The organism is Streptomyces sp. BBFR102 (genome assembly GCF_051397025.1).
In the GTDB taxonomy this organism is placed as follows: domain Bacteria; phylum Actinomycetota; class Actinomycetes; order Streptomycetales; family Streptomycetaceae; genus Streptomyces.
In genome coordinates, this window is sequence record NZ_CP195757.1 from 2,626,377 (window position 1) to 2,647,281 (window position 20,905).

Here is a 20,905-nt window from a genome sequence, read left to right on the forward strand (position 1 = left end):
TCTAGCCGACGGCGAGCAGCCGCGCGTAGACCTCGCGGTCGTCGGCGGTCAGTGCGGAGTCGTCGTTCACCTCCGCGTCGGCGGGCAACAGGCCCACCCCGCGCTCGTACTCCACGCGCGCGGTCTCCAGCAACCGTCGCCACGACGTGACGGTGGGCCGCCGGCGCAGCAGCGCTCGGCGCTCCCGCTCGGTCATGCCACCCCACACGCCGAATTCGACGCGGTTGTCCAGCGCGTCGGCCAGGCACTCCGTACGCACCGGGCATCCGGTGCACACCGCCTTGGCTCTGTTCTGCGCTGCTCCTTGTACGAACAGTTCATCCGGATCGGTAGTGCGACAGGCGGCCTGCGCACTCCAGTCGGTCACCCAGCCCATACCGGCGCCGTCCTCTCCCGAATCGAGGCTCCCCCACGGCGGCAGCGGCATATTCACCGCAGCCAGTTGAGGACGTTACGGAAGCCGGGCACAGCACAACACCCCCAGCGGGCCCAATCTTGAATGGCCCGAACGGACTATGCGTACGCGGCAGATCACCCAACGGAGTGACCTGGGGACATGCGGGACCTTCCCGGCGCATGAGGGCGATCCACCCGGGACATGAAGGACATCAGCACACGGACACCCCTATAACGCCGCCGGGTGGCGGTGATGGGGCGGGCGGTGCCACCGGTCCTCGAGTGTCAGGCGTCCGAGAACGCGACCGGCGGGACGGTGCCGGAAGTTCGGGGCTTCCGGCACCGGACCGGTGTGCGGCTCGGTCTCAGACTCTGGTCATGCGCGTTCCACGCTCGCATCGTGCACGGGGGTTGCTACGGCAGTGCTGTGCTGTGACAGTTGCGGATACCTTAGGCCAAGGTTTGCGCCCCTGTCCGGCGAATCCCAACCTCCGCGCCGGGAGTTGCCCGCTCGGCGGAGCCAGGCGTTCCGGACCGTCTGGGCCGACCGGATGTCACAGTCCGGTACCGCCCTCCTCCCAGGGCCCCGCTCCCTCGGAACAGCACACTTGACGGATTAGGCTGCCTCCCATGGGAAACAAGCGCTCGGGCGGCGGCCTGTCTCCGGCCCAGCAGGCCGCCAAGTTCCTCGGGGTCAGCGTGGCGGCCGGTGCGGTGCTCGCGGGGCTCGCCCTGCCCGCCGCCGGGGCCCTGGGCCTGGCCGCGAAGGGCTCGGTCGAGGGATTCGACGAGCTGCCGGCCAACCTCAAGACGCCACCGCTGAGTCAGCGCAGCACCATCCTGGACGCGGAGGGCGGCAAGATCGCCACCGTGTACTACCGGGACCGCACCATCGTCCCCCTCAAGGACATCTCTCCGTACATGCAGAAGGCGATCGTCGCCATCGAGGACTCGCGCTTCTACGAGCACGGCGCGGTCGACCTCAAGGGCATCCTCCGCGCGGTCAACCAGAACGCGCAGAGCGGCGGCGTCTCCCAGGGCGCCTCGACCCTGACGCAGCAGTACGTGAAGAACGTCTTCGTCGAGGAGGCCGGCGACAACGCCGACAAGGTCGCCGAGGCCACCCAGCAGACGATCGGCCGCAAGGTCCGCGAGCTGAAGTTCGCCATCCAGATCGAGGAGGAGCTCGGCAAGAAGGGCATCCTCGAGAACTACCTGAACATCACCTTCTTCGGGCAGCAGGCGTACGGCATCGAGGCAGCCGCCCAGCGCTACTTCTCCAAGCCCGCCAAGGACCTGAACCTCCAGGAGTCGGCGCTCCTCGCGGGCCTGGTCCAGTCGCCCAGCCGGTACGACCCGGTCAACGACGAGCAGGAGGCGACCAAGCGGCGCAACACCGTCATCCAGCGGATGGCGGCGGTCCGCGACATCACCCCCGAAGAGGCCGAGAAGGCGAAGAAGGCCCCGCTCGGTCTGCAGATCAGCCGCCCCAGCAGCGGCTGCATCACCGCCGACAAGGGCGCCGGGTTCTTCTGCGACTACGTCCGCCGCGCCTTCCTCTCCGACCCGGTCTTCGGCAAGTCCGCCGAGGAGCGCCAGAAGACCTGGGAGCGCGGTGGTCTGACCATCCGCACCACCCTGGAGCCGAAGGCGCAGGAGTCGGTGCAGGCCGCCATAGAGAACGGCGTCAACCAGGACGACGACGTCGCCACGGCGGTCGCCCTGGTCGAGCCCGGCACCGGCAAGATCACCGGCATGGGCCAGTCCAGGCCGTACGGCTACGGCAAGAACGAGATGGAGATGAACCTCTCCGTCAACGCCGACATGGGCGGCGGCGCCGGCTACCAGCCCGGCTCCACCTTCAAGCCCATCGTGGCCGCCGCCGCCCTGGAGCGCGGCATGCCGGTGACGAAGACGTACTCCTCGCCGTACGAGATGCCGTATCCGAGCCCGGTCGCCACCTGCTCCGACAACTACGTCAACACCTCGTCCGAGAAGCTGGCCAACGAGAACGACAAGGAGGTCGGCCCGTACTCCATGAAGGAGGCGACCGCCCTCTCGGTCAACACCTACTTCGTGCAGATGATCAGCGAGATCGGCACCTGCCCGGTCGTCGAACTGTCCAAGAAGATGGGCATCGAGCGCTCCGACGGCAACGACTTCCAGCAGGGCCCGTCCATCGCGCTGGGCACCCAGGAGGTCTCCCCGCTGACGATGGCCGCCGCGTACGCCACCTTCGCCACCCGTGGCACCTACTGCTCGCCGATCGCCATCGCCTCCATCACCGGCCCGGACAAGAAGTCGATGCCGGTGCCGAAGTCGACCTGCGCCAAGGTCATGTCGGAGAAGACCGCCGACACCGTCAACACCCTGCTGCGCGGGGTGGTCGAGGACGGCACCGGCCGCCAGGCGGGCCTCGACGGCCGCGCCAGCGCCGGCAAGACCGGCACCACCGACTTCCGCTACGCCGCCTGGTTCGCCGGCTACACCCCGAACCTCTCCGGCGCGGTCTGGGTCGGCGACCCGCAGCACAAGCGGCAGATGGTCGACATCAACATCGGCGGCCGTTACCACGACAAGGTCTTCGGCGGTGAGGTCCCCGGACCGATCTGGAAGACCGCGATGGCCGGCGCCCTGGAGGGCAAGGAAGCCCCCGGCTTCAACCTGGTCGACATCCCCGAGCCCGACAAGCCCGGCAGGAACAAGCCCAAGCGCCCGGGCAACGGCAACGGCGGCGGGGACAACAAGCCCGGCAACCGTTCCGGTGACGGCAACCCGCTCCCGGGCATCGAGCTCCCGCCGGACCTCTTCGGCGGCCACTGACGGGCTCCCGTCGACACGGCACACGAGAAGGGCGCCCCCGGTTCGTACCGGGGGCGCCCTTCTTCTGGTCGGTGGGCGGCTCTGCCTCTGCGGCCGCTCAGCCCGCCAGCCGCTGCTTCACCAGCGCCGACACCCGGCCGCCCTCGGCCCGGCCGGCCACCTTCGGGTTGACGAGCTTCATGACCTGGCCCATCGCCCGCGGCCCCTCGGCCCCGGCGGCGCGCGCCTCCTCGACGGCCTGGGCGACGATCTGGCCCAGCTCCTCGTCGGAGAGCTGCTTCGGCAGGTACTCGGCGAGCAGTTCGCCCTCGGCCCGCTCCCGATCGGCCTGCTCGGTACGGCCGGCCTGACCGAAGGCGTCCGCGGCCTCGCGGCGCTTCTTCGCCTCCTTGGCGATCACCTTCTGCACCTCGTCGTCGGAGAGCTCGCGCGCCTGCTTGCCCGCGACCTCCTCCTTGGTGATCGCGGCCAGCGTCAGCCGCAACGTGGCCAAACGCAGCTCGGCACGGTCGCGAATCGCCGCGGTGAGGTCTTCCTGAAGCCTGGACTTGAGCGTGGTCATGACGTCATCCTCTCAGGTGCGCCGTCCGGACCGCCCGCGGATTTCCCCGCCCCCCGCCGTCTGCGACGATGAGTCCCATGCGCGCGCGATACGGAGTACCCCTGGGAATCACGGCGGCCGCGGCCGCCGGACTCGTCTACTCGGCCGGGTTCGAGGCCCGCTCCTTCCGGCTCCGCCGGGTCACGATCCCCGTCCTCCCCCGAGGCATGCGCCCCTTGCGCGTCCTCCAGGTCTCCGACATCCACATGGTCTCCGGCCAGCGCAAGAAGCGCGCCTGGCTCCAGTCCCTGGCGGGCCTGCGCCCCGACTTCGTGATCAACACCGGGGACAACCTCTCCGACCCCGAAGGCGTCCCCGAGGTCCTCGACGCGCTCGGCCCCCTCATGGAGTTCCCCGGCGCCTACGTCTTCGGCTCCAACGACTACTACGGCCCCCGCCTGCGCAACCCCGGCCGCTACCTGATCGAGAAGATCCAGGGCCGCCACGGCCTCAACGGCAACGAGCCCGTCACCGGCGCCATCCACAACCCGTGGGAGCCGATGCGCGACGCCTTCGACGAGGCCGGCTGGCTCAACCTCACCAACACCCGGGGCACCCTCAAGATCGACGGCCACGCCATCGGACTCACCGGCCTGGACGACCCGCACATCAAGCGCGACCGCTACGCCCGCGTGGCCGGCGGCCCCGCCCCGTCCGACGACTTCTCCCTCGCCGTCGTCCACGCCCCCTACCTGCGCACCCTGGACGCCTTCACCTCCGACGGCTACCCCCTGATCCTGGCCGGCCACACCCACGGCGGCCAGCTCTGCATCCCCTTCTACGGCGCCCTCGTCACCAACTGCGACCTGGACACCGACCGTGTCAAGGGCCTCTCCACCCACACCGAGGACGGCCGCACCGCCTACCTCCACGTCTCCGCCGGCTGCGGCACCAACCGCTACACCCCGGTCCGCTTCGCCTGCCCCCCCGAGGCCACCCTCCTGACCCTCACGGAACGCGAAACCCACGCCTGACCCCGCTCCCCCACCGGGCCCACGCCGACCAGCACCCCTGCCCACGAGCGGCCACCCGGCCACCCCCGAGAACCGGATTTCGCCTCTGGGCCGCAGTCCGCTAAAGTAACGGTGTCACCGCAACGCGGACGACATCGGGGTGTAGCGCAGCTTGGCAGCGCGCTTCGTTCGGGACGAAGAGGTCGTGGGTTCAAATCCCGCCACCCCGACAGAGAAGTACCAGGTCAGGGCCGGTTTCCCTCACGGGAGACCGGCCCTGATTGCGTTCCAGAGGCAATCAGGGCGTCAGCTGGGTGTGATCTTGGTCGGCCGCTTCAGCGGGACGCGGCACCCCCTCGCAGCAGCCGGTCCAGCGCGACGGCCGGGGAACGCGGAGCAACCGGCGTCGCAGCGCGAACGCCGGTTGCTCACGACCCCATCGCGGTGTACGTCTCCAGCCATCCCGGCGCCCGGCGATCGCCCCGGGTGAAGACCGCTGCTCCGGCGCGGCCGGCCGTGGACGGCCCCCAGCCGCCCCTGCGCGCCCATCCAGGCGAGGTAGCTCCGCCTCGCCCAGGGGTGCCTGCCGCTCCTGCGCGGCCTCGGCGAGGAGGCGGCCCGCCAGACGGCCCGCCAGATGCGAGCGCGCGGTGCAGTCGGCGGCCAACCTGGCCTGCCAGTAGGGGCGTTCGCGGAGTCGGGGGGCGCGGTGGGGGGCGGCCCGGAAAGCGGAAGTTCCGGGTGGGTAGCCCTTGCCACCACCCCGTTCACCGTGCTCGCGCGCCGCTGCGGCAACACCAGGTCTGCGGAAATGTTCCGCCTCCCCACCTTCGAGTGAAGGGCTGGACTGAGGAGCGGGTTTCTGCGACCAGGCGCGTACTCTCCGTAACTGTCCGACTTCGTTCGACACCATCGGAGGCAAGAATGCGCAGGTCAGCGGTGGCCGTACTGGCTGCTGGGCTCTTCTTCACGGGGGCGGGGAGTGCCGTCGCGGACGCGTGGCGCAGCATGCCCCTCCTCAAGGGCACGGGGGTCGCCTTCGAGAAGGCCAAGTACACGATGTACCCCAAATTCACCCAGCACGGAGGCTTCGGCTTCAAGGGAAACCTGCGGGACACCCATCAAAGCGACGGCCACAACGTCTACGTCCAGGCGAAGGTCGAGGGCTACAGCTGGCGGCGCTTCAACGGGAAGCAGAAGAAGACCGTCAAGCTCCAGAAGGTGGTCTACGACGGTGCGGCCCTGTACGTGAGCGAGGCATGGATTCGGGCTTGCCGGGATCGCGGCTCGCTGCGGCCCGACAACTGCACGAAGACCCTGCACTACACGCGCTGACTCCGCCCGCCGCCAGGTGAACCGCTGGTGGGCGCTGTTCGCTCACCAGCGGAGAAAGAGCTGCCCCATGTCCTCGAATCCTGTCCCCGTACTCCGCGCCAAGGGCGTTGACGTCCGGTACGGCACTCAACTCGCCGTACGGGGCGCCGACCTCACGCTCATGCCGGGTGAGGTCGTGGCCGTCACCGGTAGCAGTGGCTCCGGCAAGAGTTCGCTGTTGCACTGTCTGGCCGGGGTCCTGGCGCCTTCCGCCGGAGCGGTGAGCTTCGAAGGGCGAGGGTACGGGGCGCTCGGGGACGAGGAGTTGTCGGCGCTGCGGCGTGAGCGCTTCGGGTTCGTCTTCCAGCACGGCGAGCTGCTGCCCGAGCTGACCGTCGAGGAGAACGCCTCCCTTCCCCTGCGCCTCGCTGGCCGGCGGAAGGGCCCGGCCCACCGCGCGGCGACACCCGTACTGGAGCGGCTGGGAATGGGCGGGTTCGCAGACCGCCGGGTGTCCCAGCTCTCCGGTGGCCAGGCCCAACGCGTCGCGGTGGCACGCGCTTTGGTACATGAGCCCGCAGTCGTCTTCGCCGACGAGCCCACTGGCGCCCTGGACTCCGTCAACGCGGCGGCCGTGCTCGACGAGTTCCTCACCCTCGCCAAGGACCGCGGGACCGCCGTGCTCCTCGTCACGCACGACGAAGGGGTCGCCTCCCACGCGGACCGGCGCTACGTGATGCGCGACGGCCGCATCAGCCTCGGGCGGGGAGTTCCCTCGCCCGCCGCGGGGGAGCCCACCTCCCGGAGCACCTCATGAACCCCTTGGTCCTCGGTCTGCGACTGGTCCTTCGCGGCCCTCGCGCCACCCGGGTCCGCTTTCTGCTCATGACCCTGGGCTGCGCACTCGGCGTGGCCTGTCTCGCCGCGGCGCTCAGCATTCCGGCGATCCTCTCGGCGCACGACGGCAGGGCCGCGGTACGGGAACCGCGCAAGGGGCCCGGCTCCGGGGCGCTCGCGCTGGAGCGCAAGGACCCCTTCGGCTCTCGGCCGCTCACCCGGATCTTCCTCGCCCCGCCGGACGAGGGGACGGCTCCCGTGCCCCCGGGGGTGGAGCGAGTGCCTCGGCCGGGCGAGTTGGTGGCCTCCCCCGCGCTGCGGGACCTGCTTGCCGAACGCCCCGCGCTCAAGGCGGCGCTGCCGGGGCGGCTCGTCGGCACCATCGGGCCCGCCGGGCTCACAGGACCGCAGGAGTTGTACGCCTATGTGGGGCGCACGCGGACGCAGTTGCAGGCCGACGAAGCGGAGGGAGTCCGCGGATACGGGAGCCGCTGGGTGTCGCCCGATGAGGCGGCGATCGATGACGGGACCGTCGCGCCGTTGCGGTTCACGCTCTGCTGCCTCGTCCTGTTGCCGCTCTTCGTCTACCTCTCGGTGTGTGTACGGCTCTCCGCCGAAGCACGCTCGCGGCGGCTCGCGTCCTTGCGGCTGCTCGGGCTGAGCGCGCGCGACACCATGCGCGTGAGCGCGGTGGAGACGCTCTGCGCCGCCGCGGTCGGGGCCGTAGTGGGGCTCGGGGCGCATCTGCTGGTGAACGCCGCTGTCGCGCGCACCGGTTGGGTGGGGCTCGCCTGGTACCCGGCGGACGGGGTACCGACGGCCGGAACCCTTGTCGCCTGCCTGCTCGGCTGCCCCGCTCTCGCCTACCTCGCCGGGCGCCGGCACGCCAGGGAAGCCGCCTTGCGCCCCCTCGCCGTACGTCGCCAGGCCCGGCCCGCGCAACCACGCCGGTGGCTGGCGGCGGTGCTGGTCCTGCCGGGGCTCGGCATCGTCACGGCGTACTGCGTCCTCGGAGTTCTCGGGGTCCGCGTCGAGCCGAGCGCGCTCACCTCCTTCCTGGTGCCCGCCGGAGCCCTGCTGACCGGGGCGGGGATCGTGCTCGCGCTGCCTCCGGTCACGGCCTGGCTGGCCGCACGGATCGCCGCGACCACCCAGCGCCTCCCGCTCACCCTGGCGATGCGGCACCACGAGACGACACCGGGCACCGCCCTCCGCGTCGTCAGCGGGCTGGTCCTGCTGGTCTACGCGGCCTCCCTGACCCAGGGCGTGCTCGTCGAGCTCGACCAGGTGAGCCGGCGGACGGCGGCGAGCCAGGAGTACGCGGTCCCGTTCCGGCAGGTGACGGCGGAGCAGCGGGCCGCGATGGCGAAGGCGGACGAGGTGTCGGGTCAGGCGGTGTACACCGACCGGACGTCCACCCGGTCCGGCGTCCTGGTGGCCACCTGCGCGCAGTTGGAGACGTTCGTCCGGCCTGGCAGCATGCGGGGATGTGTGGACGGCCGGCCGCTTGGCCTGCGCGACCCCAACACGGGGTCGGATGAGCTGCTCCAGCCCGGAAGCACACTTTCGGCCGAGTTGCGGGACGAGCGCGGGCGGGCAGCGGGGAGTGCGCGGTTCGCCGTCCCGCAGGAGACGGTCACCTTCAGCGTCGAGCAGCCCTCCAATCTGTCCTCCGCCATCCTGCTCGTCCCGCCCAAGGCCCTCCCTCCCGGCCTCCACCCCTCCGGCGCCCAGCTCCTGCTCAGCGGTGCTCCCGAGCCCGAAGCGGTCCGGGCGACGCTGGACCGGCTCGCCGGAATCGCCCCCACGGCGCAGATCGACCCCGTCGGCATCGTCATCGAATCGCTCCGCCAGCTCAGCGTGGTCAAGGGGCTGCTGGGCGCCGGAATGGTGCTCGGCTTGGCCATCGGGGTCGCCGCGTTCCTCGTCTCGGCGGCGGACCGGGCCATGGACCGACGGGGCAGGACCGCCGCCCTCACCCTGCTCGGCATCCGGCCGCGTACCCTGCGGGCCGCGCACTGCGCCCAGGTGCTGCTGCCCCTCTCGGTCGGCATCGGCGGTGCACTTGTCGCCGGGCGGCTGGCCGAGTCCAGCTATCTGGTGACGGGGGGCGGGGCCGTGTTCTGGGACGGCGACGGGCTTCCCCTGCTGCTGCTCAGCGGGCTCGGGGTGCTGGTCGTCGCCGGGCTGGCCTCGCTGCCGATGGCCCGGCGGCATCTCGATCCCGAGTTGCTGCGGCGGGATTAGGGGTGTCGACGGGCGTACGGGGGCGTCGGCCGCGCGAGGGCGTACCGGGCCGCCGCCTCGCGTACCGCCTCCGCGTACCGCCTGCCGGCCGCCCGATCGCCGCCGCCCGTTCCGCCGGGCCCAGGATCTCGCACTCCGTACCGGAGCGGGCGACGGGGCGGCCAGGTTCGGCCAGGGCCAGGAGCCCAGGGTGAGGCGGCAGCGGTCCGGGGCCAGTTCCTCGACCGGGCTGTCGCGGACGGAGCCGGCGACCTCGGCGGTCGGCGGGCGGAGGGTCACCTCGCCCTGGCGGGGCAGGCCGGGCCGTGCGGCGTGTCCTACTGCCCCCTGGCCTTCTCCAGCCTCCGCCGCTCCAGGAAGTTCGGGTTCCGGATGGTGACACCCGCCATGCCGCCGGTGCCGGTGACGCGCAGGACGGGGGTACCGGGGAGACGGGTCTCGGGGTGGAGGGTCTTGTCACGGAGGCCGCCTATGCCGGGGTCGACCCCGTCGGAGTCCACGAACCAGCCTTCCGGGACGATGATCGTCACGCCGGCCATCTCGCCGTACGCCTCGATCTCGACCTCGGGGAGGGGGCATTCGACGCGGGTGAAGTCGAGGCGGACACCGGCCATGCCGCCGTGGGCGGTGATCTTGGCGGGGACCTTCCAGCGGCCGGTGCGGGAGGCACCCTGCATGCCGCCCTTGATGACCAGGGGCGGGACCGGGGCCAAGGCGGCGGAACCGGGCAGGTCCGCGGTGAGGGGAGCCAGTTCGCCGTAGGTCTTGGCGGTGAGGGCGCGGCCGACGCGGTCCTCCAGTTCGTCGATGTCCAGGCGGCCGTCGGCGGCGGCGTCGCGCAGCCGCTCCACCACGGCGTCGCGCTCCTCGTGGGAGACACGGAACTGGGTACGCGGGACTGGGTTGTTCGAGGCATCGGCCGTCATGGCCCGCATCTTACGGACCGGTGCTCGGGCGGGCGATGCCCACGTGGTCGCCTCCCCCGCTCCGGCCGCGGCCCGGTGACACCGCGAGGGCCCAGATGATGAAGATGTCCAGGGCGATCACGATGATCGACCAGACCGGTTGGTACGGGAGGAAGAGGAACTGGGCGACGAGGCTCAGCGCGGCGAAGAGGAGGCCGGGCAGCCTCGCCCAGCGGGCCCGCCGGAGGATGCCCGCGCCGGTGGCGGCGACGGCCACGCCGAGGACGAGGTGGACGACGCCCCAGCCGGTGAGGCTGATCCGGTACGTGTAGTCGGCGACGTCCCGGTAGAAGGGGTCGCCGGCGATTCCGGCGATGCCCTGGAGGGCGGCGAGGACGCCCTGGCAGAGCATCAGGACGCCCGCGAAGATCAGCCCCTCGGTGCGCCAGCTTCCGTGCGGGTCAGGAGCGGGCGCGGGGGCGGAGGGCCCGTCGAGGCGCTGCCAGGGCTCGTCCGCCTGTTCCAGCCCGGGCAGGCCGCTGCCGAACTGCGGCGGCGCCGGCGGGACGGGACGCGGCTGCTCGGGGTCCGGGTGGGCGGCGGGGTCCGGCGGGGAGGGCATGGGGGCTCCTCGGGCGGGGTCGGGGCTCGGGGCCGGGGCGTCTCCCCCCGGGTCCTGGAGCGCGTCCTGAGCGGTCCTGTCCTGCGAGCCTTCGGGTCGGCGGGGCCGGGCACGATTCGGCGGGGGCCGTTGGGATGACGCGCCCGGGCCCCGCCGTCCGGCCCCGGGCGCGGGCGGACGGCCTCGCACTCCTACTCCGCGGGCACGAGCCCCGCTTCGACCAGCCCGCGCAGGACCGCCTGGCCCAGCGCCTGCACTGCGGACCGGGGGCGGACCATGACGGTGATCTCCGTGATCAGGCCGGCCTCGTCGAAGTGGAGCAGGTCCATGCCGTGGATCTCCCTGCCGTCCACGTCGGCCCGGAACAGCAGGACGTCCGCCGGGGAGGCCGGGGCCTCGCGGTCGCGGCTGGTGGCGGCCTCGCCGGTGAAGGTGCCGATGTAGCGGAAGTTCTCGAAGGTGCGGATGAGGACGCCGAGGAGACCGAGCACCGTCGCCTCGCCGTCGAACGATGTGAAGGAGACCGGGCTGTACAGGCGGACGTCCGGGCGGAACAGCCCGTTGAAGCCGCTCAGGTCGCCGGTGGTGGTCGCGGTCTCGACGGCGGCGCGGAAGCGGGCGGCGGGGGCGGAGGAGGCGGGGTCGGACACGGTGGCTCCTGTCGCGGCGGGCCCGCGCGGCGGGCGCGGGCGGGGCTCGGGCGGTCCGCGCCGGCCTGCGCGCGGGCCGCCCGCATTCTTCGGGACGGGCGGTACCGGGGCAAGGCCCGGACAGGGCGACGTCAGCCGGGCAGGCCGGCCAGCCAGGTCGTCAGCAGGCGGTTCACCTCGGCGGGGCGCTCCTGCTGGAGCCAGTGGCCGCTGTCGTCGAGCAGGTGGGAGGCGACCAGCCCGGGGAGGGTGCGGGGGTAGGCGTCGATGGCGTCGGTGAGCCAGGTGGTGGAGGCGTCCAGGGCACCGCCGAGGAAGAGGGAGGGCTGGGTGAGGGGCGCCCCGTCGTACTCGGCGAAGTCCTCCCAGTCGCGGTCCATGTTCCGGTAGCGGTTGAGGGCGCCGGTCAGTCCGGTCCGCTCGAACTCGCCCGTGTAGAAGTCCAGGTCGGCCTCGGAGAGCCAGGCGGGGCGCCGGTCCGGGAAGCGCCGGCGCATGGTGCCGCCCCGGGTGATGAAGTGCGGGTCGGGCTCGTCGGGGCCGGGCATGGTGTCGGCGGAGAGCGCGGCGTAGAGACCGCCGAGCCAGCCGCGTACGTCCGGCTCGATCTCCGCCTCGGCGCGGCCGGGCCGCTGGAAGTAGGAGACGTAGAACTCGTCGTCCCCGCCCATCCCCGCGAACACCTCGCTGGGGCGCGGCCCGCCGCGCGGCTGGTACGGGACGCTCAGCAGGGCGACGGCGCGGAAGACGTCCGGCCTGGTCAGGGCCGCGTCGGCGGCGATGCGCGAGCCCCAGTCGTGGCCGACGACGACGGCGTCGTGTTCGCCGAGGGCATGGACGACGGCGACACAGTCGTCGACCAGCTCGGTCATGCGGTACGCGGCCGGGTCGGCGGGCCGGGAGGAGCGGCCGTATCCGCGGACGTCGAGGGCGACGGCGCGGTGGCCGGCGGCGGCCAGGGCGGGCAGCTGGTGGCGCCAGGAGTACCAGGACTCGGGGAAGCCGTGCACGAGGAGGACGAGGGGGCCGCTGCCCTGCTCGACGAGGTGGGTCCGGCCGGCCGGGGTGGCGACGGTGCGGTGGACGAGGGGGCCGGGTGACTGGGCGTCGGAGTTCACGGGTCCTCCAGAGTGGGCGGCGCGGACGCGGTGCGGCAGGCGGACGCGGCGGAGAACGGCGCCCGGTGCCTGCCGACGATCATCCGGGCGCGCCGCACCCGGCACCACCTTTGTTGCCACCGCGGCAAAGGTGGTGCCGGGCCCACCCGGAACCCTCCCCCGGCCGGCCGTTCACCCGCTGCGGCCCGTCCCCCTCCTCAACCGGTCCGCACCACCCCCGCCCATCCGGTTACATGGAGCCATGAGTGACACGAATGCCATGCCTGACTGGGAGAAGCGGTTCCGTGCTCCGCGGGTCTCCCTGCCCGAATGGGCCGAGGACGCCCCCGACCGCGCGCTCTTCGTCTCGAACGCGACCGGCACCTACGAGCTGTACGCCTGGGACCGGGCCACCGGTGCCCAGCGGCAGGTGACCGACCGGCCCAACGGCACCACCGACGGCGTGCTGACGCCCGACGGCGAGGCGGTGTGGTGGTTCAGCGACACCGACGGTGACGAGTTCGGCGTGTGGATGCGCCAGCCCTTCGGCGGCGGCGAGGACGTGCCGGCGGTACCGGGGCTGGAGCCCTCGTACCCGGCGGGACTCGCGATCGGGCGGGACGCGCGCTCCACGGCCGTCGTCGGGCGCTCCACCGACGAGGACGGGTCGACGATCCACCTGGTGCGGGACGGCGGCGCGCCCGCCGTGGTCTACCGGCACCGGGAGTCGGCCGGCGTCGGCGACCTGTCGCGGGACGGCACGCTGCTGGCGATCGAGCACACCGAGCACGGCGACGCCATGCACTCGGCACTGCGGGTGCTGCGCCTGGGCGGCGGCCCGGGCGAGCCGCTGGCGCTGGAGACCGTCGCGGAGCTGGACGACACCCGGGGCGGCGAGGAGGAGCTGGGCCTCGCGGTGATGGGGTTCTCGCCGGTCCGGGGCGACACCCGGCTGCTCATCGGCCACCAGCGGCGCGGTCGCTGGGAGCCGATGGTGTGGGACGTGGCGGACGGTTCGCAGACCGAGCTGTCCATCGAGCTGCCCGGCGACGTGTCGGCCGAGTGGTACCCGGACGGCTCGGGCCTGCTGATCGCGCACAGCTTCGAGGCCCGCAGCGAGCTGTGGCGGTACGACCTGGCCGCCGGGACGCTGGCGCGGGTCGACATCCCGGCCGGCACGGTCTCCGGTGCCACCGCCCGCCCCGACGGCACCGTCGAGTACCTGTGGTCCTCGGCCGCCGTACCGCCGCAGGTCCGCTCGACCACCGGGGCGGTCGTGCTGGACGCGCCCGGCATGAAGGCGCCCGGCTCGGTGCCGGTGGAGGACGTCTGGGTGGACGGCCCGGGCGGCCGGGTGCACGCGCTGGTGCAGCGGCCCGGGGGCGAGGGGCCGTTCCCGACGGTGTTCGAGATCCACGGCGGCCCGACCTGGCACGACAGCGACGCCTTCGCGGCGGGCCCGGCGGCCTGGGTCGACCACGGCTACGCGGTGGTCCGCGTCAACTACCGGGGCTCGACCGGCTACGGCCGTGAGTGGACCGACGCGCTGAAGCACCGGGTCGGCCTGATCGAGCTGGAGGACATCGGGGCGGTCCGCGAGTGGGCGGTTGCCTCGGGGCTCGCCGACCCGCGCCGCCTCGTGCTGTCCGGCGGTTCCTGGGGCGGCTACCTGACCCTGCTCGGCCTCGGCACCCAGCCGGACGCCTGGTCGCTGGGGCTGGCGGCGGTCCCGGTCGCCGACTACGTGACGGCGTACCACGACGAGATGGAGGGGCTGAAGGCGATGGACCGCACCCTCCTGGGCGGGACCCCGGAAGAGGTCCCGGAGCGGTTCGCGGCCTCGTCGCCGCTGACCTACGTGGACGCGGTGACGGCCCCGGTCTACGTCTCGGCCGGGGTCAACGACCCGCGCTGCCCGATCCGGCAGGTCGAGAACTACGTGGACCGGCTGGTGGCCCGCGAGCACCCGCACGAGGTGTACCGGTACGACGCCGGGCACGGCTCGCTCGTGGTCGAGGAGCGGATCAAGCAGGTGCGGCTGGAGCTGGACTTCGCCGCGCGGTACCTGCCGGCCTGATCCGGTGGGCCGCCGCGTCCCGTGCCGTGCCCCGGCGCGGGACGCGGCGGCGCACCCCCGTACCGTGGGGGGTGTGTACCGGTTCCTGCTGACCCCGCGCTGGTGGGGCATCAACCTGTTCGTGGTCCTCGCCATCCCCTTCTGCGTCTTCATGGGGTCCTGGCAGCTCGGCCGGTTCGAGGACCGGGCGCAGGCGCACAAGGAGGCCGAGGAGAAGCCCGTCGTCAGCACGGAGCCCCCGGCCCCCGTAGGCGAGCTGCTCCCTGTCGACAAGCTCACCTCCGGCCGCGTCGCCGAGGCCACCGGCACGTACGAGGACCAGTTCCTGGTCCCGGCCCGCGAGGTCGGTGACCGGGACGGCCACTACGTGCTGGCCCTGCTCCGCCAGTCCGACGGCTCACCGGCGCTGCCGGTCGTCCGGGGCTGGCTGCCGGGCGCCGCGGACGAGGCGCCCGCCCCGCCCGAGGGCGAGGTCTCGCTGACCGGCGTCCTCCAGGCGCCCGAGCACGCGGGCTCGCCCGGCGTGTACAAGGGCGGCGGCCTCCCCTCCGACCAGGTCGGCATCATCAGCGCCGCCTCTCTCGTCAACCTGGTGCCGTACCCCGTCGAGAACGCCTGGGTCACCCTCACCGAGGGGCAGCCGGGCAACGCGGGGCTGACCCCGGTGCCCCCGGCCGCCACCCCCGACAGCGGCCTGGACCTCAAGGCGTTCCAGAACCTCGGTTACACGGGTGAGTGGTTCGTCTTCGCGGGGTTCGTGGTGTTCATGTGGTTCCGGCTGCTGCGCCGGGACGCCGAGGTCGCCCGCGACGAGGCCCTCGGCATCGCCCCGGAGGGCCCGCCCCAGCCGGTCGCGGCCGGACCGTCCGCCGGCACCGGGGCTCCCGAGGAGCCCGCTGCCGAGGACCGCGAGCCCGCGCGGGCCCCGTAGCGGCGCCCCCCTTGCGCGTACGACGATGCCCGCCCCCTTCACCGAGGGGGCGGGCATCGTCGTAGGTGGCGGGTGGCCGGAGTGCCGGTCAGCCGGCGGCCGGGAGGGCGCTCGTGTGGTAGACCGTGCCGGCGCAGGCGTCCGGGACGGTGGTGGCGGTGCTGGGGGCGCCCGCGTCGGCGGTGTGGGTGACGGTGACGCTGCCGTCGGCCCTGCCGCCGTCGGAGCGCATCAGCTGCGGCTGGACGTCGGGGGCGGTGGAGCCCTGGTCGGTACCACCGCTGGAGCCCTCGGCGGGCGGCGTCGGCTCGTTCGGTGCGGTGCCCCCGCTCCCGCCGTCACCGGCGCTCGGGCAGCTCTCGGACGGAACCCAGGCGAACTTCACCTCGTACGCGGCGCCGGGTGCGAGGACCAGTTGCGAGGCGGCCGTGATGGGCGAGGGGAGGCCGGTGGCCGGGTCGCCCTGGGTGTGCGGCACCACGCCGACCCTGCTCGCGTCGGCGGCACCCGCGGCGAGGGCGGAGACGGTACCGGAGCCGGAGACGGTGCAGCCGCGGTCGGAGACGTTGGTGACGCGGAAGGTGCCGTAGAGGGAGCCGTCGGAGCCGCGCGTCTCGGTGGAGGTGGAGGCGGAGCCGAGCTGGGAGGAGTCGCAGAGGGGCGAGGCGGCGGCACGGGCGTCGTCGGGGAGCGGGGAGCCGTCCGGGTGCTCGCCGGGCTCGGCGGACTCGCCGCCCTTGGCCTTCTCCCCCTCCTTCTCGGCGCCGGGGGCATCGGCGCCGTCCTTACCGGAGCCGGCACCGGAGTCCTTGCCCCCGCGTTCGCTCTCACCGCCGGTGCCCCCCTGCACGTCCTCCCCGTGCCCGGCGATGGAAGGGCGGGCGTCGGACGCCGGCGACGTGGTCACATGGACCAGCGCCGGGACGGCCGTGCCCACGAAGAGCGCCGCCGCCGCCATCCCGACGACCGCCTGGCGCTTACGGGCCCGGCGGGCCGGGATCGCGCGCCGCAGATGCTCCAGGGTGGCGTCGGTGTCGGCGGGGCCGAGCCCTCCGGCGGCACCGTGCAGGATCCGCCGGAGGTCGTCCTCGTCCAGCGGGGCGGGTCCGTCCAGTTCGGGGTCGAGCGGGCCGGGCCGGTCGGCGGGCGCCCCGGGCGGCGTGGTCTCGCCGCGCAGCAGGCGCCGCAGGCCGTCCTCGTCGAACGCGGTGGTGGGCTCGGCGGCCGGCTGCGCCGGGATGACCGTGGTCTCCGCCTCGGCCTCGCCGGCGGCGGCGCCCTCCGGCTCCGCCCTGCCGGACGTCGCGTCCGTCCCGCCGGCCCGCTCGGTGTCCTGCTCGCCCGCCGCCGCGTCCTCGCCGCCGTCGTGGAACCGGTCGCCGGTGGCCTCCGCCGCCGGTCGGGCCGAGGAGCCCGGTTCCCGGGTCTCCTCGCCCGTATCCCCTCCGGGCTGCTCGGTCCTCTTGCCGCCCTGCTCGTTCACCGCTGCGTTCCCAGTCTGCTTCCGCTGCTGTTCGTTCGGCTCGTGCCCGCCGTCGGGGGCCTCGGCTCGGCCGGGCCCCTGCGGGTTCCGGTCGGCACCGTCGTGCCGCTCGGGGCGGCCCGCGCTCACGACGGACTGCCCATCGCCACGCGGAGGGCCGCGATCCCGCGAGAGCCGTACGCCTTGACCGAGCCGACGGATATGCCGAGGGTCTCGGCGGCCTGCGCCTCGGTCATGTCGGCGAAGTAGCGCAGTACGAGGACCTCGCGCTGGCGGCGCTGGAGGCCGCGCATCGCCTTGATCAGGGCGTCCCGCTCCAGCTGGTCGTAGGCGCCTTCCTCGGCGCTGGCCATGTCGGGCATCGGCTTGGAGAGGAGCTTCAGGCCGAGGATGCGGCGGCGCAGCGCGGACCGGGAGAGGTTCACGACGGTCTGCCGCAGGTAGGCGAGGGTCTTCTCGGGGTCGCGGACGCGTTTGCGCGCCGAGTGGACCCGGATGAACGCCTCCTGGACGACGTCCTCGCAGGAGGCGGTGTCGTCGAGGAGGAGCGCCGCCAGCCCCAGGAGCGAGCGGTAGTGGGCGCGGTAGGTCTCGGTCAGATGGTCGACGGTGGTCCCCGCCGTGGTCGTCGGCGCGCTCATCGTGGCCTCGGCGCCGTCACGCGGAGCCGGAACACGGGTGGGCTGCCGGGTCGCCGGCATCGGGGCGATCACCGGCATGCCACCGGAGCCGACGGCCGCCCGGGGGCGCCGTGAGGGGCGCAGGGGGATACCCCTCGCCTGTACCGCTGTGAAGTCCAGAACTTCTGCCACGTCTGTTGGACACGCTTCCCCCCGACAGGGTTGTACGCGGCAGGCATGGTTCCCGGCGTTGCGTCGAATGCCCTCATGCGTAACCGATCTTCCCTTTTCCCCAGTTTTCGCGTCATTCCGGTGGCGGCGGTCGGCTCCGCCCAAGGAACGACCCGTCGGCCGGAGTTCCCCCCACCGGCTTTCCGGACCGAGAACGGTTACTGAAGACGCCCCGCGTCGCGCGCCCGGTTGCAGGTCGCGGCGAAGCGTTTCCCCAAGGGCCGCCCGGCACGGGGGCATGCCCGTGTCGGTGCAGCTCAGAAGGTCCACCACCTGATCGCGCACTCAATTTACACAGGCCCTACACAGACTTCGGCGCCCGAGCGGAGGAATTTTCCCTCCCGGCCAAATCCCGTCCCCATATCGGACACGAGGCCGCCCTTTGCTCCGGGAAAGCGCCGTTCACGCACCGAAGTCCCCTTTCCGGGGCTTACCGCACCGGTGCGCGCTCCCTCCGGTTCCGGCCGCTTCCCTCACGCGCCGGGCTGCCGGCCCTCGGGCTCCTCGCGGCCTTCCCGCGCCACCATCTCCGCGAGCTGGGCGGTGTTGAGCGCGGCCCCCTTGCGGAGGTTGTCCCCGCAGACGAAGAGTTCCAGGGCGGTCGGGTCGTCCAGGGCCCGCCGGACCCGGCCGACCCAGGTCGGGTCGGTGCCGACCACGTCGGCGGGGGTCGGGAACTCCCCTGCCGCCGGATCGTCGAAGAGGACGACCCCGGGGGAGGTGGCGATGATCTCGCGGGCCCGCTCGACGGTCACCTCGTGCTCGAAGCGGGCGTGGACGGTCAGCGAGTGCGTGGTGATCACGGGGACGCGGACGCAGGTGACGGCGGTGCGCAGGTCGGGCAGGCCGAGGATCTTGCGGGACTCGTCGCGGATCTTCATCTCCTCCGAGGACCAGCCGCCCTCGCGCAGCTCACCGACCCACGGCACGACGTTGAGCGCCAGCGGTCCGGGGAAGGGCCCCATGTCGTCCCCGACGGCCCGGCGCACGTCGCCCGGCCCGGTGCCCGGTTCCGCGACGGCCGGGCGCGGCCCCGTACCGCTCACGGCGGCCAGCTGGCGGCGCAGCGTGTCGACGCCTTCGCGTCCGGCTCCGCTGGCGGCCTGGTAGGAGGAGACGATCAGCTCGCGCAGGCCGAACTCGGCGTGCAGGGCGCCCACCGCGACGATCATCGACAGGGTGGTGCAGTTGGGGCTCGCCACGATGGACCTGGGCCGCGACCGCACCGCGTGCGGGTTGACCTCCGGGACGACCAGCGGCACGTCCGGGTCCATCCGGAAGGCGGCGGAGTTGTCGACCACGACGGCGCCCTTGGCGGCGGCGACCGGCGCCCAGTGGGCGGCCACCTCGTCGGGGACGTCGAACATGGCGATGTCGACGCCCTCGAAGGCGTCCTCGCCGATGGCGAGGACCTCGACCTCCTCACCCCGCACGACCAGCTTGCGGCCGGCCGAGCGGGGTGAGGCGATCAGACGGATCTCGCCCCAGATGTCGGCGTGCTGCGACAGGATCTGGAGCATGACCTGGCCGACGGCTCCGGTCGCTCCGACGACCGCGAGAGTCGGCCGGGGCTTCATCGCCCGGTGCCCCCGTACACGACCGCCTCGTCCGAGTCGGAGTCGAGGCCGAAGGCGGTGTGGACGGCGCGGACGGCGTCGTCGACGACGTCGGCGCGGGTGACGACCGAGATGCGGATCTCGGAGGTCGAGATCAGCTCGATGTTCACGGCGGCGTCGGAGAGCGCCTCGAAGAAGGCCGCGGTGACGCCCGGATTGGTCTTCATACCGGCGCCGACCAGCGAGATCTTGCCGATCTGGTCGTCGTAGCGCAGCGAGTCGAAGCCGATGGAGCCCTTGGCACGCTCCAGGGCGTCGATGGCCTTGCGGCCCTCGGCCTTGGGGAGCGTGAAGGATATGTCGGTCAGGCCCGTGGAGGCCGCCGACACGTTCTGCACGACCATGTCGATGTTGACCTGGGCGTCCGCGATCGTACGGAAGATCGACGCGGCCTCGCCCGGCTTGTCGGGCACGCCGACGACCGTGACCTTGGCCTCGGAGGTGTCGTGGGCGACACCCGAGATGATGGCCTGCTCCATCTTCTGGTCCCCTTGCGGTTCGTTGCTGACCCACGTGCCCTGGAGCCCCGAGAAGGAGGAGCGCACGTGGATCGGGATGTTGTAGCGGCGGGCGTACTCCACGCAGCGGTGGAGCAGCACCTTGGAGCCGGACGCGGCCAGCTCCAGCATGTCCTCGAAGGAGATCCAGTCGATCTTGCGGGCCTTCTTGACGACCCGGGGATCGGCGGTGAAGACGCCGTCGACGTCGGTGTAGATCTCGCAGACGTCGGCGTCCAGCGCCGCCGCCAGCGCCACGGCGGTCGTGTCCGAGCCGCCACGACCGAGGGTGGTGATGTCCTTCTTGTCCTGCGAGACGCCCTGGAAACCGGCGACGATGGCGATGTTGCCCTCGTCGACCGAGGTCCGGATGCGGCCCGGCGTGACATCGATGATGCGCGCCTTGTTGTGGACCGAGTCGGTGATGACACCGGCCTGGCTCCCCGTGAAGGACTGGGCCTCGTGGCCCAGGTTTTTGATCGCCATCGCCAGCAAGGCCATGGAGATCCGCTCCCCCGCCGTCAGCAGCATGTCGAACTCGCGGCCCGACGGGATGGGGGACACCTCCCCGGCGAGATCGATCAGCTCGTCCGTCGTGTCACCCATCGCCGACACCACGACGACCACTTGGTGGCCGCTCTTCTTGGCATCGACGATCCTCTTGGCGACACGCTTGATGCCCTCGGCATCGGCTACGGAGGAGCCGCCGTACTTCTGCACGACAAGGCCCACGTGCGCTCCTCGGTCAATCAGTTTCGGTCCGCGCCTCGGAGCGGTCGGCTCCGCCGCGGTCGGCTCATTTTACCGAGCCGGCCGGAAACACCCTGGAGGTATCACATCCCGAGATGTCCCGCTCGGACAGCGATCACCGCCCAGGCGCCCCACGGCCGCTCAGCCGATCCCCTTCCCAGGGCCTCACCGATCACTCCCGGTTGTGGGGGTGACCACAAAAGGTTTAGAGCTGGCCATGGGCGGGTCGTCCGGTTCCGCCCGGCCACGGGACCG

17 protein-coding genes and 1 tRNA gene are annotated in these 20,905 nt (G+C 72.6%); 8 read left to right on the plus strand and 10 right to left on the minus strand.

The window, feature by feature from the left end; genetic code table 11:
* Window position 1 precedes the first annotated feature (1 nt).
* Window positions 2-376, minus strand: a complete 375-nt coding sequence (locus tag ACSLIC_RS11650; RefSeq protein ID WP_436740350.1) for a WhiB family transcriptional regulator — start codon at window positions 374-376, stop codon at window positions 2-4.
* A 650-nt stretch (window positions 377-1,026) separates the two neighbouring features.
* On the opposite strand from ACSLIC_RS11650, the gene ACSLIC_RS11655 reads away from it, so the two are divergent.
* Window positions 1,027-3,219: a transglycosylase domain-containing protein gene (locus ACSLIC_RS11655; protein WP_436737607.1), complete on the plus strand. Its 2,193-nt coding sequence runs from the start codon at window positions 1,027-1,029 to the stop codon at window positions 3,217-3,219.
* Window positions 3,220-3,316: 97 nt separating this feature from the next.
* On the opposite strand, the gene ACSLIC_RS11660 is transcribed toward ACSLIC_RS11655, so the two are convergent.
* Window positions 3,317-3,781, minus strand: a complete 465-nt coding sequence (locus ACSLIC_RS11660; protein ID WP_436737608.1) for a GatB/YqeY domain-containing protein — start codon at window positions 3,779-3,781, stop codon at window positions 3,317-3,319.
* A 77-nt stretch (window positions 3,782-3,858) separates the two neighbouring features.
* Here ACSLIC_RS11660 and ACSLIC_RS11665 point away from each other — a divergent pair, with 77 nt between their 5' ends.
* The 5 genes from ACSLIC_RS11665 (at window position 3,859) to ACSLIC_RS11685 (ending at window position 9,171) form a co-directional block, all read left to right on the plus strand.
* Window positions 3,859-4,794, plus strand: a complete 936-nt coding sequence (locus tag ACSLIC_RS11665; protein WP_436737609.1) for a metallophosphoesterase — start codon at window positions 3,859-3,861, stop codon at window positions 4,792-4,794.
* Window positions 4,795-4,929: 135 nt separating this feature from the next.
* Window positions 4,930-5,003: transfer RNA gene (locus ACSLIC_RS11670), tRNA-Pro, on the plus strand.
* A gap of 694 nt (window positions 5,004-5,697) precedes the next feature.
* Complete coding sequence (locus ACSLIC_RS11675) at window positions 5,698-6,108, plus strand: hypothetical protein (protein WP_436737610.1); 411 nt, start codon at window positions 5,698-5,700, stop codon at window positions 6,106-6,108.
* A 160-nt stretch (window positions 6,109-6,268) separates the two neighbouring features.
* Entirely contained in the window at window positions 6,269-6,904 is a 636-nt protein-coding gene (locus ACSLIC_RS11680) for an ABC transporter ATP-binding protein (RefSeq protein ID WP_436740351.1), read from the plus strand.
* Window positions 6,901-9,171 (plus strand): FtsX-like permease family protein, encoded by a 2,271-nt coding sequence (locus tag ACSLIC_RS11685; RefSeq protein ID WP_436737611.1) that lies wholly within the window; start codon window positions 6,901-6,903, stop codon window positions 9,169-9,171. Before ACSLIC_RS11680 ends, ACSLIC_RS11685 begins: the two co-directional genes overlap by 4 nt.
* Before the next feature lie 317 nt (window positions 9,172-9,488).
* Here the strand turns inward: ACSLIC_RS11685 and ACSLIC_RS11690 are convergent, their stop codons facing one another.
* The 4 genes from ACSLIC_RS11690 to ACSLIC_RS11705 all read right to left on the minus strand — a co-directional run bounded on the left by ACSLIC_RS11690 (window position 9,489) and on the right by ACSLIC_RS11705 (window position 12,466).
* On the minus strand, window positions 9,489-10,097 hold the full coding sequence (locus tag ACSLIC_RS11690) for a DUF1707 SHOCT-like domain-containing protein (RefSeq protein WP_436737612.1): 609 nt from the start codon (window positions 10,095-10,097) through the stop codon (window positions 9,489-9,491).
* Between the two features lie 10 nt (window positions 10,098-10,107).
* The gene (locus ACSLIC_RS11695; RefSeq protein WP_436737613.1) at window positions 10,108-10,698 is read right to left on the minus strand and encodes a DUF7144 family membrane protein; all 591 of its coding nucleotides are present in this window, start codon (window positions 10,696-10,698) and stop codon (window positions 10,108-10,110) included.
* Between the two features lie 191 nt (window positions 10,699-10,889).
* Window positions 10,890-11,348 carry a nuclear transport factor 2 family protein gene (locus ACSLIC_RS11700; protein ID WP_436737614.1) on the minus strand — a complete coding sequence of 153 codons (459 nt, stop codon included), beginning with the start codon at window positions 11,346-11,348 and terminating at the stop codon, window positions 10,890-10,892.
* A gap of 131 nt (window positions 11,349-11,479) precedes the next feature.
* A complete protein-coding gene (locus ACSLIC_RS11705) occupies window positions 11,480-12,466 on the minus strand; it encodes an alpha/beta fold hydrolase (protein WP_436737615.1) in 987 nt (328 codons plus the stop codon).
* Window positions 12,467-12,707: 241 nt separating this feature from the next.
* Here ACSLIC_RS11705 and ACSLIC_RS11710 point away from each other — a divergent pair, with 241 nt between their 5' ends.
* Together ACSLIC_RS11710 and ACSLIC_RS11715 are read left to right on the plus strand one after the other, a co-directional pair.
* A complete protein-coding gene (locus tag ACSLIC_RS11710; RefSeq protein WP_436737616.1) occupies window positions 12,708-14,522 on the plus strand; it encodes a prolyl oligopeptidase family serine peptidase in 1,815 nt (604 codons plus the stop codon).
* A gap of 73 nt (window positions 14,523-14,595) precedes the next feature.
* Window positions 14,596-15,453, plus strand: a complete 858-nt coding sequence (locus tag ACSLIC_RS11715; RefSeq protein ID WP_436737617.1) for an SURF1 family protein — start codon at window positions 14,596-14,598, stop codon at window positions 15,451-15,453.
* Window positions 15,454-15,541: 88 nt separating this feature from the next.
* Here ACSLIC_RS11715 and ACSLIC_RS11720 read toward each other — a convergent pair whose 3' ends face one another.
* The 4 genes from ACSLIC_RS11720 to ACSLIC_RS11735 all read right to left on the minus strand — a co-directional run bounded on the left by ACSLIC_RS11720 (window position 15,542) and on the right by ACSLIC_RS11735 (window position 20,632).
* Window positions 15,542-16,936, minus strand: a complete 1,395-nt coding sequence (locus tag ACSLIC_RS11720; RefSeq protein ID WP_436737618.1) for a hypothetical protein — start codon at window positions 16,934-16,936, stop codon at window positions 15,542-15,544.
* A gap of 125 nt (window positions 16,937-17,061) precedes the next feature.
* A complete protein-coding gene (locus tag ACSLIC_RS11725; RefSeq protein ID WP_436737619.1) occupies window positions 17,062-17,655 on the minus strand; it encodes a SigE family RNA polymerase sigma factor in 594 nt (197 codons plus the stop codon).
* 605 nt (window positions 17,656-18,260) lie between these two features.
* Entirely contained in the window at window positions 18,261-19,364 is a 1,104-nt protein-coding gene (locus tag ACSLIC_RS11730) for an aspartate-semialdehyde dehydrogenase (RefSeq protein WP_436737620.1), read from the minus strand.
* Window positions 19,361-20,632, minus strand: a complete 1,272-nt coding sequence (locus ACSLIC_RS11735) for an aspartate kinase (protein WP_436737621.1) — start codon at window positions 20,630-20,632, stop codon at window positions 19,361-19,363. Before ACSLIC_RS11735 ends, ACSLIC_RS11730 begins: the two co-directional genes overlap by 4 nt.
* Window positions 20,633-20,905: the final 273 nt, after the last annotated feature.